The organism is Pseudomonas sp. S2_F07 (assembly GCF_054668325.1).
On the sequence record NZ_CP162758.1, the window covers coordinates 3,440,640 to 3,457,553 of the forward strand.

Annotated in this window: 15 protein-coding genes; 5 read left to right on the forward strand and 10 right to left on the reverse strand. The window is 60.2% G+C overall.

Features of this window, described 5'->3' with window-relative positions:
• Positions 1–146 precede the first annotated feature (146 nt).
• Positions 147–2,330 carry a YccS family putative transporter gene (gene yccS / locus AB4O40_RS15555; protein ID WP_056726545.1) on the forward strand — a complete coding sequence of 728 codons (2,184 nt, stop codon included), beginning with the start codon at positions 147–149 and terminating at the stop codon, positions 2,328–2,330.
• A 157-nt stretch (positions 2,331–2,487) separates the two neighbouring features.
• Here the strand turns inward: yccS and AB4O40_RS15560 are convergent, their stop codons facing one another.
• Positions 2,488–3,225 (reverse strand): substrate-binding periplasmic protein, encoded by a 738-nt coding sequence (locus tag AB4O40_RS15560; RefSeq protein ID WP_056726544.1) that lies wholly within the window; start codon positions 3,223–3,225, stop codon positions 2,488–2,490.
• A 258-nt stretch (positions 3,226–3,483) separates the two neighbouring features.
• On the opposite strand from AB4O40_RS15560, the gene AB4O40_RS15565 reads away from it, so the two are divergent.
• Entirely contained in the window at positions 3,484–3,936 is a 453-nt protein-coding gene (locus AB4O40_RS15565) for a GNAT family N-acetyltransferase (protein ID WP_056726543.1), read from the forward strand.
• 141 nt (positions 3,937–4,077) lie between these two features.
• Here the strand turns inward: AB4O40_RS15565 and AB4O40_RS15570 are convergent, their stop codons facing one another.
• From AB4O40_RS15570 to AB4O40_RS15580, 3 genes are read right to left on the reverse strand one after another with little or no spacing between them, the layout of a single operon-like run.
• Complete coding sequence (locus AB4O40_RS15570; RefSeq protein ID WP_008050237.1) at positions 4,078–4,374, reverse strand: winged helix-turn-helix domain-containing protein; 297 nt, start codon at positions 4,372–4,374, stop codon at positions 4,078–4,080.
• 37 nt (positions 4,375–4,411) lie between these two features.
• The gene (locus AB4O40_RS15575) at positions 4,412–4,900 is read right to left on the reverse strand and encodes a M48 metallopeptidase family protein (RefSeq protein ID WP_046039320.1); all 489 of its coding nucleotides are present in this window, start codon (positions 4,898–4,900) and stop codon (positions 4,412–4,414) included.
• Positions 4,901–4,945: 45 nt separating this feature from the next.
• On the reverse strand, positions 4,946–7,069 hold the full coding sequence (locus AB4O40_RS15580; RefSeq protein WP_223541339.1) for a putative bifunctional diguanylate cyclase/phosphodiesterase: 2,124 nt from the start codon (positions 7,067–7,069) through the stop codon (positions 4,946–4,948).
• A gap of 323 nt (positions 7,070–7,392) precedes the next feature.
• Here AB4O40_RS15580 and AB4O40_RS15585 point away from each other — a divergent pair, with 323 nt between their 5' ends.
• A complete protein-coding gene (locus tag AB4O40_RS15585; RefSeq protein ID WP_056726541.1) occupies positions 7,393–8,061 on the forward strand; it encodes a polysaccharide lyase family 7 protein in 669 nt (222 codons plus the stop codon).
• 87 nt (positions 8,062–8,148) lie between these two features.
• Here the strand turns inward: AB4O40_RS15585 and fba are convergent, their stop codons facing one another.
• From fba to tkt, 6 genes are all read right to left on the reverse strand, one after another.
• Positions 8,149–9,213 (reverse strand): class II fructose-bisphosphate aldolase, encoded by a 1,065-nt coding sequence (gene fba / locus AB4O40_RS15590; RefSeq protein ID WP_007981624.1) that lies wholly within the window; start codon positions 9,211–9,213, stop codon positions 8,149–8,151.
• 119 nt (positions 9,214–9,332) lie between these two features.
• Positions 9,333–9,674, reverse strand: a complete 342-nt coding sequence (locus AB4O40_RS15595; RefSeq protein WP_223541338.1) for an MliC family protein — start codon at positions 9,672–9,674, stop codon at positions 9,333–9,335.
• Positions 9,675–9,730: 56 nt separating this feature from the next.
• A complete protein-coding gene (locus tag AB4O40_RS15600) occupies positions 9,731–9,952 on the reverse strand; it encodes a hypothetical protein (RefSeq protein ID WP_056726539.1) in 222 nt (73 codons plus the stop codon).
• Positions 9,953–9,986: 34 nt separating this feature from the next.
• Entirely contained in the window at positions 9,987–11,150 is a 1,164-nt protein-coding gene (locus AB4O40_RS15605; RefSeq protein WP_056726538.1) for a phosphoglycerate kinase, read from the reverse strand.
• 12 nt (positions 11,151–11,162) lie between these two features.
• Positions 11,163–12,215 (reverse strand): erythrose-4-phosphate dehydrogenase, encoded by a 1,053-nt coding sequence (gene epd, locus AB4O40_RS15610; RefSeq protein ID WP_056726537.1) that lies wholly within the window; start codon positions 12,213–12,215, stop codon positions 11,163–11,165.
• Between the two features lie 181 nt (positions 12,216–12,396).
• Positions 12,397–14,394 carry a transketolase gene (tkt, locus tag AB4O40_RS15615; protein ID WP_409078144.1) on the reverse strand — a complete coding sequence of 666 codons (1,998 nt, stop codon included), beginning with the start codon at positions 14,392–14,394 and terminating at the stop codon, positions 12,397–12,399.
• 261 nt (positions 14,395–14,655) lie between these two features.
• On the opposite strand from tkt, the gene AB4O40_RS15620 reads away from it, so the two are divergent.
• Positions 14,656–15,651 (forward strand): ArsR/SmtB family transcription factor, encoded by a 996-nt coding sequence (locus tag AB4O40_RS15620; RefSeq protein WP_056726535.1) that lies wholly within the window; start codon positions 14,656–14,658, stop codon positions 15,649–15,651.
• A gap of 18 nt (positions 15,652–15,669) precedes the next feature.
• Entirely contained in the window at positions 15,670–16,860 is a 1,191-nt protein-coding gene (metK, locus tag AB4O40_RS15625) for a methionine adenosyltransferase (protein WP_008050251.1), read from the forward strand.
• Positions 16,861–16,914 lie beyond the last annotated feature (54 nt).

Genomic DNA, 16,914 nt, shown 5'->3' on the forward strand with positions numbered 1-16,914 from the left:
AGATCGCAGCCTGCGGCAGCTCCTACAGGGACCGTATTTCAGTCAGGAAAGGAACAGATTTTGCTGTCTGATGTGATCGACGCCATTGCGTCGGCGTCATTAGTGGCTCAATTTAGCGTCATTGCCTCGGAAGGCCTTCGCATTTCATGTCATCGACTTCGTTCCGCCAGTCTCTGCGTCGCCTTTGGGCGCTGGATAAATTCAGCTACAGCGTGCGGGTGTTCATTGCCCTGACCGGCACCATGGCGCTGTGTTGGTATCAGGATGAAATGGGCCTGCTGATCCCGTTGTTCCTGGGGATTATCGCCAGCGCCCTGGCCGAGACCGACGACAGCTGGCAAGGCCGTCTCAACGCGCTGGCGGTGACGCTGGTGTGTTTCGCGGTTGCCGCTCTGTCGGTCGAACTGCTCTTCCCCTACCCCTACCTCTTCATCATTGCCTTCGCCCTCGCAGCATTCTGCCTGACCATGCTCGGCGCCCTGGGCGAACGCTATGGCGCGATTGCCTCGGCGACGTTGATCCTTTCGGTCTACACCATGATCGGCGTGGACCAGCGTGGGGGCGCGGTCACCGACTTCTGGCACGAACCCCTGCTTTTGGTGGCAGGCGCAGCCTGGTACGGCGTGCTGTCAGTGTTGTGGCAGGCGCTGTTTTCCAATCAGCCGGTGCAGCAGAGCCTGGCGCGGTTGTTCCGCGAACTGGGCTTTTACCTGAAGCTCAAATCTTCGTTGTTCGAGCCGATCCGGCAGATGGACGTGGAGGCTCGGCGCCTGGAACTGGCCCAGCAGAACGGCCGGGTGGTGGCGGCACTGAACGCCGCCAAGGAGATCATCCTGCACCGGGTCGGCAACGGGCGCCCGGGGTCGAAAGTCAGCCGCTACCTCAAGCTGTACTTCCTCGCCCAGGACATCCACGAGCGCGCCAGTTCGTCGCACTACCCTTACAACGCCCTGGCCGACGCCTTCTTCCACAGCGACGTGCTGTTCCGCTGCCAACGCCTGTTGCGCCAGCAAGGCAAGGCCTGCCGGGCCCTGGCCGAATCGATCCAGATGCGCCAGCCGTTCACCTATGACGCCAGTTTCGCCGAGGCCCTGAGCGACCTCGATGCCTCCCTCGAACACCTGCGCATCCAGAGCAACCCGGCCTGGCGCGGCTTGCTGCGCTCACTGCGGGCACTGGCGGCCAACCTCGGCACCCTCGACCGCCTGCTCAGCGATGCCAGCAACCCCGACGCCCTGGCCGATGCCACCGACAGCAGCCTGCTCGACCGCTCGCCGCGCAACCTCAAGGACGTGTGGCTGCGCTTGCGCACGCAACTGACGCCAACCTCGCTGCTGTTTCGCCATGCCCTGCGATTGCCCCTGGCCTTGAGCATCGGCTACGCCATGGTGCATTTGATTCACCCGTCCCAAGGCTACTGGATCATCCTCACCACGCTGTTCGTCTGCCAACCGAACTACGGCGCCACCCGCCGCAAACTCGGTCAACGGATCATCGGCACCGCCATCGGCCTGACCCTGGCCTGGGCGCTGTTCGACCTGTTCCCGAATCCGCTGATCCAGTCGTGTTTCGCCATCGCCGCCGGGGTGGTGTTCTTTACCAACCGCACCACCCGCTACACCCTGGCGACGGCGGCAATCACCCTGATGGTGCTGTTCTGCTTCAACCAGGTGGGCGACGGTTACGGGCTGTTCCTGCCCCGACTGTTCGACACCTTGCTCGGCAGCCTGATCGCTGGCCTCGCGGTGTTCCTGTTCCTGCCGGACTGGCAAGGCCGACGCCTGAACAAGGTGCTGGCCAACACCCTGGCCTGCAATAGCATTTACCTGCGCCAGATCATGCAGCAATACGCGGCGGGCAAAAGCGACGACCTGGCTTACCGCCTGGCCCGCCGCAACGCGCACAACGCCGACGCGGCGCTGTCGACCACACTGGCCAACATGCTGATGGAGCCGGGCCATTTCCGAAAGGAAGCGGACGTAGGCTTCCGCTTCCTGGTGCTGTCACACACGTTACTGAGTTACCTGTCGGGCCTGGGCGCGCACCGGGAAACCCAACTGCCGCCGGACATGCGTGAGCACTTGATCGAAGGGGCCGGGGTGAAACTGGCCGCCAGCATCGACGCGATCGCCCAAGGACTGGCGAGCAAGTCTTCGATCGAGATTCAGAGCGATGAAGAAGAAGCACTGGCCAATGAACTGGAACAGATGCCTGATGAAATCGATGAGGGTCAACGGTTGGTGCAGACGCAACTGGCACTGATCTGCCGGCAGCTGGGGCCGTTGAGGACATTGGCGGCGCATCTGATCAAGGACACCAGTGAGGATTGAGATCTGTGGTGCCTGGTCTGCCCTCATCGCGAGCAAGCTCGCTCCCACAGGGGTTCTCTGGTGTTCACAAAATTTGTGTCGACTGAAGATCTAGTGTGGGAGCGGGCTTGCCCGCGAAGAGGCCATCAGCAACAGCACAGAAACTGGCTCAACCCACTCACATCCCGTGCTGTTTAATCAACTTGTCATAACTTCCGTCCGCCTTCATCGCCGCGATCTCCCGGTCGAAACCGGCGACGATCCGTGCATGCTCGGGATTCTTCAGGCTGACCATGATATGCAGGCTGTTCTCGCTCAATGGCTTGGGCAGGAACTCCACGGCGTTTCGCACCTTGGGTGACTCACGGGCCAGGTAGTAGCGGGCGACGAATTCATCTTCCAGCGTCAGCTTGACCCGGTCGGCCGCGAGCATGCGCACCGCCATGGCGAAACTGTGCACGGGGATTTTCTGCAACGACTCGTCGTTGTCGAACGGAGGCGAATAGGCGTATCCACGCACGATGGCAATCGGATAAGTGTGCAATTGCTGCAGGTTATTGAATTCGATGGGCGCATCTTTGCGCTTGAGAAAACGCACGCGATTGAGCAGGTACTCGCCGGAAAACTGGCCAAGCCTGGTTCGCTCCTCGGTGTACCAGGCGTTGACCAGCACGTCGTATCGACCCTCGCCCAATCCCATCAAGGCCCGTGCCCAGGGCACCTGTTCGAAATCACTGGCATAACCAGCCCTGGCGAGCGCGGTACTGACAATGTCCGTGGCCAGACCACCGTTGACGAGCGTGGAGTCGGTAAAGGGTGGCCAGGCATCAGCAACCAACCGCAGTTTTTCTGCAGCCGCTCCCTGAGCCAGCCACAGCAATCCAATCAAGGCCAACGCTCGATGCAATCGCGGCATGCCAGAAAATCCTTAGCGGGCGGGTTGCCCGACGTGTTTTCAGCCAAAACCCCAAGACCCCCGTACCGGCAGGACCCGGGTACTCAACATTAGCTCATCGAAGCAACAACCCAGCGCTGCGATCCAGATTACACAAAGAAGACATCCGCGCGAAAAATGAATGATGGCATTTTGGCCTTTGTCACAGATTCTTCCGCCATAAAGACTTCTGGCGTGAGTGCGCTTAGTATCGGAACGACGTTTTCAGGGAATCAAAACATGACAGTCGATTGGATTTGCAAACACCACAGCGACCTGGGCAAGGAACAGCTATACGCCATTTTGCAGTTGCGTGCGCAAGTGTTCGTCGTCGAGCAGCAATGCGCTTATCAAGACGTGGATGGCCAGGACCTGGAAGGTGACACTTGTCACTTGATGGCCTGGGACAACAATCAACTGGTGGCCTATCTGCGGCTGCTCGACCCGGAACTGCAAGGCGGGGACGTAGTGATCGGTCGGGTGATCATTGCTCCACAAGCACGAGGTGCCGGGCTTGGACATGAGTTGATGGAGCAGGCATTGAAGCAGATTGAAGAACGCTGGCCGCAAACGCCGATCTACCTCTCGGCCCAGACGCATTTGCAGGGGTATTACGGGCGGTACGGGTTTGTCGTGACGGGTGAGGAATTTGTCGAGGATGGCATTCCACACATTGGCATGCGTCGTCCGTAAGGGCCTCTTCGCGAGCAAGCCCGCTCCCACATCAGATCAGCAGTGAACACAGATTTTGTGTGCGATAGAGATCAAATGTGGGAGCGGGCTTGCTCCGGGCGGCGTTCCGACGAAGGCGCCAGTCAATCCTCTGAAAAGATTTCAGGGATACTCCAGCACCGCCTTGATCTGCCGCAGATTACGCTCGATCCACCCGCGATCAATCGCCCCCCACTCGCGAATCCGATAGCGCCCCGCATGGTTGCGCGCGCCCTCTTCCTGCTCGAACTCACAAATGATATCCAGATCCGCCAACGCCGCGATGGTGTCCTGCGCCGTACGCCGGGGCATGCCGGTGACCTCGGTCAGCGTCGGGACGCTGCTGGCCAGACCGCTGTCGATAAGGTACGCCACGTACAACCGGCGATAGAAGCTGCTCTTGGTCTTGCTCACGTCCATCCAATGCTCCTTAAAAGATCGCAGCCTACGGCAGCTCCTACAGATCCCGCCATGTCAGGTATACCCGCACATCAAATTCCACCTGGTGATAACCCGGCAGCATGTGTTCGCACAGTTTGTAGAACGCCTTGTTGTGGTCCGACTCCTTGAAGTGCGCCAGCTCATGCACCACGATCATTTTCAGGAACTCGGAAGGCGCCTCCTTGAAAAGCGAAGCGATGCGGATTTCCTTCTTGGACTTGAGCTTGCCGCCCTGCACCCGGGAAATTGTAGTGTGCAGGCCAAGGGCACGGTGGGTCAGGTCCAGACGGTTGTCGAACAGCACCTTGTCGATGGCCGGGGCATTACGCAGGTATTCCTGCTTGAGGTCCAGGGCATAGGTGTACAGCGCCTTGTCACTCTGCACCCCGTGCTTTTGCGGGTAACGCTGGCTCAGGTAGTCGCCCAGCCGACCGTCGGCGATCAGCTGGCGCACCTGATCCTGCAAGGTAGCAGGATAAGCCTGGAGATATTTCAACACGGTCATCGGGGCGGCAATACAGGTCACTGAAAGGTCGCCAGTGTAGCGAATTCAGCGAGGCAGCGCGCTCCAGTCAAACGGCTGGACAAAGGCCCCGGTATCTTCGGCCATCAGCGGCCGGGCCACGAGAAAACCTTGCACATATGCACAGCCATTGGCTTGCAGCCATTCATACTGCGCGACGGTTTCCACCCCTTCGGCAATCACCAGCATCCCGAACTGTCTGCACAGGTCGATCACACTGCGCACCAGCGCCGCATCCCTTGCCGACTCCGGCAACCGGGCGATCAAATGGCGGTCGATCTTGAGGGTATCCAGCTCCAGGTCACGCAGGTGCGTCAGGGAGCAAGGTCCGGCCCCGAAGTCATCCAATGCCACGCGTACGCCCAGATTGTGCAGCAGGCGCAATTGCTTGCGGGTTTCTTCGGGGTTGTGCATCAAGGCCTCTTCCGTGACCTCGACCTCCAGATGATGCGGTTGCAGGCCATGGCGCTCCAGCACCTGGCGCAACTCGGTGACCAGGTTGGGCATGCCGAACTGCGTACTGCTCAAGCTGACGCCGAGCACCAGGTCCTCGGCAAACAGGGATTCCCAGGCTTTACGCTGCCCGGCGCCGCGATGGTAGATCCAGCTGCCCAGGCGACTGATCAGCCGTGCCTCCTCCAGCAATGGCAAAAACAGCCCCGGCGGGACATCGCCAACGCTCGGATGCTGCCAGCGCAACAAGGCCTCGAAACCCCGAATCCGCCCGTCGGAAATCGCAACCTGAGGCTGATACACCAGATTGAAATCCCGGTTCTCGATGGCTGTGCGCACACTTTCTTCCAGCATCAGCCGCGTGCGCGCCCGGCCGTTCATTTCATGATCGTAGAAACGATATTGTTGGCGGCCGGCACGCTTGGCTTCGTACATGGCGATGTCGGCCGCCCGCAGCATGCCGTCGAGATTGGCGCCACATTCAGGGAACGTGGCAATGCCGATGCTGGCACCCAGGGCGATATCGAGGCCATCGATCTGCTGACAGATCGACACTCGCTCGATCAGCTTCTCGGCAATCTTCGCCGCCTGCTCGGGGAACTCCAGATCCAGCAGCGCGGTGAACTCGTCGCCGCCCATCCGCGCCAGAATGTCGAAGGGCCGCAGGCAAGCCTTCAACTGTTCGGAGACCCAGCGCAGCACCCGATCGCCGGCATCGTGCCCGAGGGAATCGTTGACTCGCTTGAAGCCGTCGAGGTCCAGGTACATCAAGACCCAGGAGCTGTTGGAACGCTCACCGCGCAACAGCAGGTTCTCTACGGTCTGGTAGAAACCCCGACGGTTGAGCAATCCGCTCAACGGATCGGTAACCGCCTGAAATTCCAGTTGTTGATGCAGATGGCGCACCACCGACATGTCCAGCACGGTCACAACCATCGCGTGTTGCTCGGCGGGCAATGGCGCGCAGGACAAGGCCACCGGCACCTGCTGGCCGGGCGCGGTTCGTAACTGGGCATCGTGCAGGCGCAAGGTTTCGCCGCGCTTGTATCCGGCCAGCAACTCGGAATCGGCCCAGATCGGGATATGCGGCTTTTGCAGGTAGTCCAGAAACTCCTTGCCTTGCAGTTCCTGCACCGTGGCATTGAGCAACCGTGACATCGCCGGATTGGCAAAACGAATCAGACCGTCCTCGCCCAACACCAGAATGCCTTCGGCTGCGTTATCCAGCACCGACGCATTAAAGGCACGAGCGGCTTCCAGATCGTGACTCAGACGCTGCAGGGCCCGACGGTTACGCTGGTGTTCGAGCAACGCCTGGACCTTGGGCGTGAAGATCTGTGGGTCGAACGGTTTGAACAGGTAATCCACCGCACCACTGGCATAGCCCTTGATCACGGCGTCCTGGGACTGTTCGTTGGCGGTCAGGAAAATGATCGGGGTGAGACGGGTTCGCTGGCTACCGCGCATCAGGCGTGCCACTTCATAACCGTCCATGCCCGGCATCTGCACGTCCAGCAGCACCAGGTCGATTTCGTGTTCAAGTAACAAGCCGAGAGCCTCGAAACCCGAGGTGGCAGTAATGACCCGCCAGCCCTGGCGCTGTAACAACGCGCGCATGCTGATCAGGTTTTCAGGGTAATCGTCGACGACTAAAAGGGTTGAGCCGCCTTCTACTGGCGTGGGTTGCGCGCATTCCATGCTGCTTCTCTAATTGCGGGGGTGTCAGGCCGGTTTCTCGTGAAAACCGGACAAATACTGTGCCCTCACTCTAGACCCGGTTCTGCAAAAGCAGAAGGTGTCAGTGAGCCACCACTTAATCATTGTGTCTTTTTACCGACTAACGGTCGAATGCCCAGTCCGGTGAAAACCCGAAAGATGGCATTTCGACAGGATGTTGACGTCAACCACCCGTCAGGGGAGCATTAACAAAATCCCCCGCTACGCTTATAAAGGCCGCCCCAAAGGTGCGGTCTAGAGCTTCTGGCACGCCCGTGCAGCATGAACCCAGTGGAAGAACCGACATGATCGACCTCGCAACCTGGAACCTCAGCGTTCCCGTTGGCAGCCCGCCGTACACCGTCGAAACCGCCAAACTGGTGGATGGCTTCAAGGATCAATACTTCCATTCCGACACCGGCACATTGTTTTTCTGGACGCCCGTGACCGGTTCCCGTACCGAAAACGCGATTTATCCGCGCACCGAATTGCGTGAAACCTACAGCAACGGCACGTTGAAAAACTGGTACTACCCGGAGGCCGACAATTTGTTGTATGCCACTTTGGCAGTAAACCAGGTGCCGAGTTCCGGGAAGGTCGTCATCGGCCAGATCCATGCCTATCAAAGCCAGAAACCTCTGGTGAAGGTCGAATACCAATACAAAACCAGTACAGGCACCGGCAATATCGTCGCCAAGGTCCGGATGCATCCCGATGACGATACTGGCCGGGTGATCATCGTTGCGACGGGGGTGAAACTCGATCAGGAGTTCAACTACCTCATACACCTCAGCCCCGGTGGCGCCTTGGGCATCAGCGCGGCAGGTTATCAGTGGGATACGCAAATCAGCACAACCTGGCGCGACAAACCGCTGTACTTCAAGGCCGGGGTCTATGTGCAGGACAACACCGGGTACACCACCGAAGGCGGCAAGGTGACCTTCAGCAAGCTGGATATCGATCACAATCAATAGCCCGAAAGCCCGTGGCATACATTTCTCTGGCCCACAAAAAACCCGCCTCTCGACGGGTTTTTCATCAAGGCAGTTTAACGCTCAGGCTCAGTTGACCTTGGCGTTCAACTCACCTTTCAGGTAACGCTGATACATGCCTTCCAGCGAGATCGCCTTGATCTTCGAAGCGTTGCCGGCAGTGCCGAAGGCTTCGTAGCGAGCGATGCATACATCGCGCATGGCGGTGACGGTGGCGCCGAAGAATTTACGCGGGTCGAACTCGCTCGGGTTGGTGGCCATCAGGCGACGCATGGCGCCAGTGGATGCCAGGCGCAGGTCGGTGTCGATGTTGACCTTGCGCACGCCGTGCTTGATGCCTTCGACGATTTCTTCAACCGGTACGCCGTAGGTTTCCTTGATGTCGCCGCCGTACTGGTTGATGATCGCCAGCCACTCTTGCGGAACCGAAGACGAACCGTGCATCACCAGGTGAGTGTTCGGAATGCGCTTGTGGATCTCTTTGATACGGTCGATGGCCAGCACGTCGCCGGTAGGCGGCTTGGTGAACTTGTAGGCGCCGTGGCTGGTGCCGATGGCGATGGCCAGGGCATCCACCTGAGTGCGTTTTACGAAGTCAGCGGCTTCTTCCGGGTCGGTCAGCATCTGGCTGTGATCCAGGACGCCTTCGGCGCCGATGCCGTCTTCTTCACCGGCCATGCCGGTTTCCAGCGAACCCAGGCAGCCCAGCTCGCCTTCTACCGAAACACCACAGGCGTGAGCCATGGCGACGGTTTGCTGGGTAACGCGGACGTTGTAGTCGTAGTCGGTCGGGGTCTTGCCGTCTTCACCGAGGGAACCGTCCATCATCACCGAGCTGAAGCCCAACTGGATGGAGCGCTGGCAGACGTCAGGGCTGGTGCCGTGGTCCTGGTGCATGCACACCGGGATGTGCGGAAATTCTTCGATGGCAGCCAGGATCAGGTGACGCAGGAACGGTGCGCCGGCGTATTTGCGAGCACCGGCCGAAGCCTGGACGATCACCGGGGAGTCAGTCTTGTCAGCGGCTTCCATGATGGCGCGCATCTGCTCAAGGTTGTTGACGTTGAAGGCTGGAACGCCGTAGCCGAACTCGGCTGCGTGGTCCAGCATCTGGCGCATGCTGATAAGTGCCATTGTGTGTATCTCTCCCGGTTGAGGGTCGTTAATCGTGCCAGCCTGCCGGAGCGGCGGCGGCTATTCAAGTTTTTGCAGATCGGGGGTTAAGCCGGGCTGCGGATTCGGTGTTCTTCGTTTTACTCGGCCTTGCAACCACGGCCGATCAAATCATTGGTGGCGACCCAGTAAACCAGGCCTTCCTCACCTTTTATGTGGAACGCCAGCATGTCATTGCTGTACAGCGAACCCGATGCACCCGGTTCCTGCTTCAGGCGGTAGACCTGATCGGCACCGCCCAGGCGCACATCGACTTCCCTGCGGCTGTCGTCGGTGTAGCGCCACAGCACCTTGGCCTGGCTGTCGCAGGTCCAGGTGGTCCAGTTATCCACAGACGCGGACGACTGGAACGGGTTCAACTGATTGAACTGAGCACAACCGGCCAACAACGTCAGCGCCGCAACGGCGATAAAACCTTTCATCCGTGTCCCTCGACTGACGGCGCACGCTGCCAGCCCTGAGTAATGAGTCAGACCCGTCAAGGGCAGCCATGTTCCTTGGCGGGTGCCTGGGTCTCGTATTTGTCCAGGCCTTCCGGCCCGGAACGCTTGTTGAGCACCGGGTTGGTTTCCGCCTGCCAGTCAGCCTGGTAGCAGCCTTTGTCCGACTCGGACGGCGCAGGTTCCGGGGTGGCCTTCGGGTTACTCCCGCACGCCACCAGCGAACCTGCGACGATCAACAGCGCTAACGTCTTGACCATTTCAACACTCCCTGCCTGGTCAAACGGGCGACCCTCAGGCCTTGGCCCGGCTTTCCAGGACTTCAACGGCTGGCAGGACCTTGCCTTCGACGAATTCGAGGAACGCGCCGCCACCGGTAGAAATGTAGGAGATCTGCTCGGCCACGCCATATTTGTCGATGGCCGCCAGGGTGTCGCCGCCGCCAGCGATGGAGAACGCTGCGCTGTCTGCGATGGCCTGGGCCAGCACCTTGGTACCGTTACCGAACTGATCGAATTCGAACACGCCGACCGGACCGTTCCACAGGATGGTTTGCGACGACTTCAGCAGTTCGGCGAAGTTGGCAGCGGTCTGCGGACCGATGTCCAGGATCATGTCGTCGGCAGCGACGTCAGCGATCAGCTTGACGGTCGCAACGGCGCTTTCGGCGAATTCCTTGGCAACCACCACATCTACTGGCAGCGGTACGCTGACCTTGGCGGCGATGGCGCGCGCGGTGTCCAGCAGGTCCGGCTCGTACAGGGATTTGCCGACCGGGTGACCGGCGGCGGCCAGGAAGGTGTTGGCGATACCGCCACCAACGATCAACTGGTTGCAGATCTGGCTCAGGCTGTTCAGCACGTCGAGTTTGGTCGACACCTTGGAACCGGCAACAATGGCCGCCATCGGCTGGGCCGGGGCGCCCAGGGCTTTGCCCAGTGCTTCCAGTTCAGCGGCCAGCAGCGGGCCGGCAGCAGCGACTTTGGCGAACTTGGCCACGCCGTGGGTCGAACCCTCGGCACGGTGAGCGGTGCCGAAGGCGTCCATCACGAACACGTCGCACAGGGCGGCGTATTGCCGGGCCAGTTCGTCAGCGTTCTTTTTCTCGCCCTTGTTGAAGCGCACGTTTTCGAACAGCACGATGTCGCCCGCTTTCACGTCGACACCGCCCAGGTAATCGGCTACCAGCGGCACTTCACGACCCAGGGCACGGCTCAGGTAGTCGGCGACTGGCTTGAGGCTGTTCTCGGCCGAGAACTCGCCTTCGGTCGGACGGCCAAGGTGCGAGCAGACCATCACGGCCGCGCCTTTTTCCAGGGCCAGCTTGATGGTCGGCAGCGAGGCCAGGATACGCGCATCGCTGGTGACAACACCGTCCTTGACTGGGACGTTGAGGTCTTCGCGGATCAATACGCGCTTACCTTGCAGATCGAGGTCGGACATCTTCAACACGGTCATGGGTCGCACTTCCTACGGTTTTTTTGAAGTTGCTGTTTGCAGATAGTGTTCTGCAACGTCCAGCATTCGGTTGGCAAAACCCCACTCGTTGTCGAACCAGGCCAGGATGTTCACCAGCCGTGGGCCGGAAACGCGGGTCTGACTGGCATCGACGATGGCCGAATGTGGGTCATGGTTGAAATCACAGCTTGCGTGAGGCAACTCGGTATAAGCCAGCAGGCCTTTGAGCGGGCCGCTGGTGGCGGCTTCGCGCAGGATCCGGTTGACCTCGGTGGCATCGGTCGCGGTGGCGGTCTGCATCGTGATATCGAGGCAGGACACGTTGACCGTCGGCACCCGCACGGCTTTGGCCTGAATTCGGCCGGCAAGTTCCGGCAGCAGGCGCTCGATACCTCGCGCCAGACCGGTGGACACCGGAATCACCGACTGGAACGCCGAACGGGTACGGCGCAGGTCTTCGTGGTGGTAGGCATCGATGACCGGCTGATCGTTCATGGCCGAGTGAATGGTGGTGATCGACACGTAATCCAGACCAATGGCCTGATTCAGCAGACGCAACAACGGCACGCCGCAGTTGGTGGTGCAGGACGCGTTGGACACCAGCAACTCGTCGCCGGTCAGGCAATCCTGGTTCACGCCGTAGACGATGGTCGCGTCGACGTCCGTCTCGCTGGCCATCGGCTGGGAAAACAGCACACGCGGGGCGCCGGCGTCGAGGAAACGCTGGCCGTCTTCGCGGGTGTGGTAAGCGCCGGAGCACTCCAGCACCAGATCGACGCCCAGGGACGCCCAATCGATGCCTTCGGGGGTGGCACTGCGCAGGACCTTCACGCAGTCGCCATTGATATGCAGACAATCGCCGTCGACCTTCACTTCGCCGGGGAACCGGCCGTGGGTGGAGTCGAAGCGTGTCAGGTATTCGATGCTGGCCATGTCCGCCAGATCGTTAATCGCGACAATCTCGAACCCAGCCGTCGAGCCTCGCTCGAACAACGCACGCAAGACGCAACGACCAATCCGGCCGTAGCCGTTGAGTGCAACTTTGTAGGGACGCGGTTGAGGCATGGGGTTCTCGATAGACGCAGGCAGATCGAAATCTAGTTAACAACGCAAACCCTGTAGGAGCTGTCGAGTGAAACGAGGCTGCGATCTTTTGATCTTGGTTTTGAAGATCAAGATCAAAAGATCGCAGCCTCCGGCAGCTCCTACAAGGGACCGCGGTGGTCGTGAAACCACCGCGTCGTGTTTAGTCTTCCAGCAGCTCTTCAGCCTGACCCAGGATGTTTTCCAGAGTGAAGCCGAACTCTTCGAACAAGGCCGACGCAGGCGCCGACTCGCCGTAGGTGGTCATGCCGATCACGCGGCCTTCCAGGCCCACGTACTTGTACCAGTAGTCCGCGTGAGCGGCCTCGATGGCGATACGGGCGCTGACCTGCAACGGCAGGACCGATTGCTTGTAGCCGGCGTCCTGGGCATCGAACACGCTGGTGCACGGCATGGAAACCACGCGAACCTTGCGGCCCTGCTCGGTCAGTTTGTCGAAGGCCTGAACGGCCAGGCCGACTTCCGAACCGGTGGCGATCAGGATCAGCTCAGGCTCGCCCGCGCAGTCTTTCAGCACATAGCCACCACGGCTGATGTCGGCGATCTGGCCGGCGTCGCGGGTCTGGTGCTGCAGGTTCTGACGGGAGAAGATCAGGGCCGAAGGACCGTCCTTGCGCTCCAGTGCGTATTTCCAGCTCACCGCCGATTCAACGGCGTCGGCTGGGCGCCAGGTATCGAGGTTCGGCGTGCAGCGCAGGCTGGCCAGTTGCTCGATTGGCTGGTGAGTCGGGCCGTCTTCGCCCAGACCGATGGAGTCATGGGTGTAGACGTGGATCACACGCTGCTTCATCAGGGCCGACATGCGTACCGCGTTGCGGGCATATTCCATGAACATCAGGAAGGTCGCGCCGTAAGGCACCAGGCCACCGTGCAGGGCAACACCGTTCATGATCGCGGTCATGCCGAACTCGCGCACGCCGTAGTACATGTAGTTGCCGCTGGCGTCTTCGGCGGTGACGCCTTTGCAGCCTTTCCACAGGGTCAGGTTGGAACCGGCCAGGTCAGCCGAACCGCCGAGGAACTCAGGCAGCAACGGGCCGAACGCGTTCAGGGCATTCTGGCTGGCTTTACGGCTGGCGATGGTTTCGCCCTTGGCCGCCACTTCGGCGATGTAGGCCGAGGCTTTTTCGCTGAAGTCAGCTGGCAGGTCACCGCTCAGACGACGCACCAGTTCACTGGCTTCAGTCGGGAACGCGGCGGAGTAAGCGGCGAAACGCTGGTCCCACTCGGCTTCCACGGCGCGACCTGCTTCCTTGGCATCCCACTCGGCGTAGATATCGGCCGGAATTTCGAACGGACCGTGGTTCCATTTCAGCGCCGCACGGGTCAGGGCGATTTCCGCGTCACCCAGTGGAGCGCCGTGGCAATCTTCCTTGCCTTGCTTGTTCGGCGAACCGAAACCAATGGTGGTCTTGCAGCAGATCAGGGTTGGCTGCTCGCTTTTACGTGCAGTGTCGATCGCCGTCTTGATTTCTTCCGGGTCGTGACCGTCGACATTGCGGATCACTTGCCAGTTGTAGGACTCAAAACGCTTCGGCGTATCGTCGGTGAACCAGCCTTCGACTTCGCCATCGATGGAGATGCCGTTGTCATCGTAGAAGGCGATCAGCTTGCCCAGGCCCAGGGTACCGGCCAGGGAAGCGACTTCGTGGGAAATGCCTTCCATCATGCAGCCATCACCCAGGAACACATAGGTGTGGTGGTCGACGATGTTGTGACCAGGACGGTTGAATTGCGCCGCCATGACTTTTTCAGCCAGGGCAAAACCCACGGCGTTGGCCAGGCCCTGGCCCAGTGGACCGGTGGTGGTTTCGACGCCCGGGGTGTAGCCGAGTTCCGGGTGGCCCGGGGTGCGGCTGTGCAGTTGACGGAACTGCTTCAGGTCGTCGATCGACAGGTCGTAGCCGGTCAGGTGCAGCAGCGAGTAGATCAACATCGAGCCGTGGCCGTTGGACAGCACGAAGCGGTCACGGTCGGCGAACGATGGATTGCTCGGGTTGTGCTTGAGGTAGTCGCGCCAAAGTACCTCGGCGATATCCGCCATACCCATCGGGGCACCGGGATGGCCGCTGTTGGCTTTTTGCACGGCATCCATGCTGAGGGCACGAATGGCGTTGGCACGCTCACGACGGCTAGGCATCGCTGTTCTCCTGGGGGCTTGAATAAAACGAAACGGAAAAAAGGCGAGCATTTTCCCTCACCGGGACGCCTCGGGGCAATGACAGATAGTCATCTGAAGGCGTTTTTCCAATGGATAACGACGGTTTCGCTTGGTGAAACCTTTCCGCCATCCGTTTGTTGACAGAAGCTAACGTTAAGAAGTGCCATCTATCGAGCAATATCAAAACTTTTTGATATTGCTCTTGCGATGCCTTCGACCCGTGACTAGACTGCCGGCCTTATGAATTTACGCGTGCCATCCATTCAACACGACGATTGCGATGAGCTGGCGGCCTTGTGCAAGGCTGGCGGCGATCCTCTGCGGTTGAATGTTTTACGCGCACTGGCCAACGACTCGTTCGGCGTACTGGAGCTGGCGCAGATCTTCGGCATCGGTCAGTCAGGCATGAGTCACCACCTCAAGGTACTGGCCCAGGCCGACCTGGTGGCGACGCGCCGCGAAGGCAACGCGATTTTCTACCGTCGCGCCCTGCCCCACACCGAACTGCCGGGTGGCAAATTGCACGCCGCCTTGCTCGAAGAGGTGGACAACCTGACGCTGCCGACTGACGTACAGTCGCGCATCGCTCAGGTCCATGGGCAACGGGCGGCCGCCAGCCAGGACTTTTTCTCACGGGTGGCGGAAAAGTTTCGCGCCCAGCAAGACTTGATCGCCGGCCTGCCGCAATACCGCGAAAGCGTGGTGGCCCTGCTCGACAAGCTGAGTTTTGACAAAGACGCCACGGCCATTGAAGTCGGCCCCGGAGACGGCGCATTCCTGCCGGAACTGGCGCGCCGCTTCGCGCAGGTGACGGCGCTGGATAACAGCAGCGCAATGCTCGAACTGGCGCGCCAGGTCTGCGAACGCGACAAGCTGACTAACGTTAGTCTGCAATTGGCCGATGCATTGAACGGCGTCAGCCTCAAGGCCGATTGCGTTGTACTGAACATGGTGCTGCACCATTTTGCCGCGCCGGCCGATGCGCTCAAGCACATGGCCAATTTGCTGCAATCAGGCGGTAGCCTGTTAGTGACAGAGTTATGTAGCCACAACCAGAGTTGGGCCAAGGAGGCCTGCGGTGATCTCTGGCTGGGGTTTGAACAGGACGATCTGGCCCGTTGGGCCACCGCTGCGGGACTCGTTCCCGGGGAAAGCCTCTATGTAGGCTTACGTAATGGTTTCCAGATCCAGGTCCGCCATTTTCAGCGACCGGCTGGCGACACTCACCATCGGTAATTTCAGGAAAACATCGAGATGAGCGAATACTCCCTTTTCACCTCCGAGTCCGTGTCTGAAGGGCATCCGGACAAAATCGCCGACCAGATTTCTGATGCGGTGCTGGACGCCATCATTGCTGAAGACAAGTTCGCCCGTGTGGCGTGCGAGACTCTGGTGAAAACGGGCGTGGCCATCATCGCCGGCGAAGTCACCACTTCGGCCTGGGTTGACCTGGAGCAGATCGTTCGTGACGTGATCACCAACATCGGCTACACCAGCTCCGACGTCGGCTTCGACGGCGCGACCTGCGGCGTGATGAACATCATCGGCAAGCAGTCCCCTGACATCAACCAGGGTGTCGACCGTGCCAAACCTGAAGATCAGGGCGCCGGCGACCAGGGCCTGATGTTCGGCTACGCCAGCAATGAAACCGACGTGCTGATGCCTGCACCGATCACCTTCTCGCACCAGCTTGTACAAAGGCAAGCTGAAGCCCGTAAATCCGGCCTGCTGCCTTGGCTGCGCCCGGACGCCAAGTCGCAAGTGACCTGCCGTTACGAAAACGGCAAGGTTGTCGGCATCGACGCCGTCGTTCTGTCGACCCAGCACAACCCTGAAGTGTCGTACAACGACCTGCGCGAAGGCGTGATGGAGCTGATCGTCAAGCACGTGCTGCCTGCCGAACTGCTGAGCAAGGACACCCAGTTCCACATCAACCCGACCGGCCAGTTCATCATCGGCGGCCCGGTGGGCGACTGCGGCCTGACCGGTCGCAAGATCATCGTCGACAGCTACGGCGGCATGGCCCGTCACGGTGGCGGCGCGTTCTCCGGCAAGGATCCATCGAAGGTTGACCGTTCGGCGGCCTACGCCGGTCGTTATGTGGCCAAGAACATCGTCGCTGCCGGCCTGGCCGAGCGTTGCGAGATCCAGGTGTCCTACGCCATCGGCGTTGCCCAGCCGACGTCGATCTCGCTGAACACCTTCGGCACCGGCAAGATCAGCGATGACAAGATCGTCAAACTGGTCCGCGAAGTATTCGACCTGCGCCCATACGCGATCACCACCATGCTCGACCTGCTGCACCCGATGTATCAGGAAACCGCTGCGTACGGCCACTTCGGTCGCACCCCGGCGACCAAGACCGTGGGTGACGACACCTTCACCACGTTCACTTGGGAAAAAACCGACCGCGCCGACGCCCTGCGTTCCGCTGCCGGCCTGTAAGGATTCCCCGCAACACCCGAAGCCCCGCACGGTTCGCGCCCTGCGGGGCTTTTT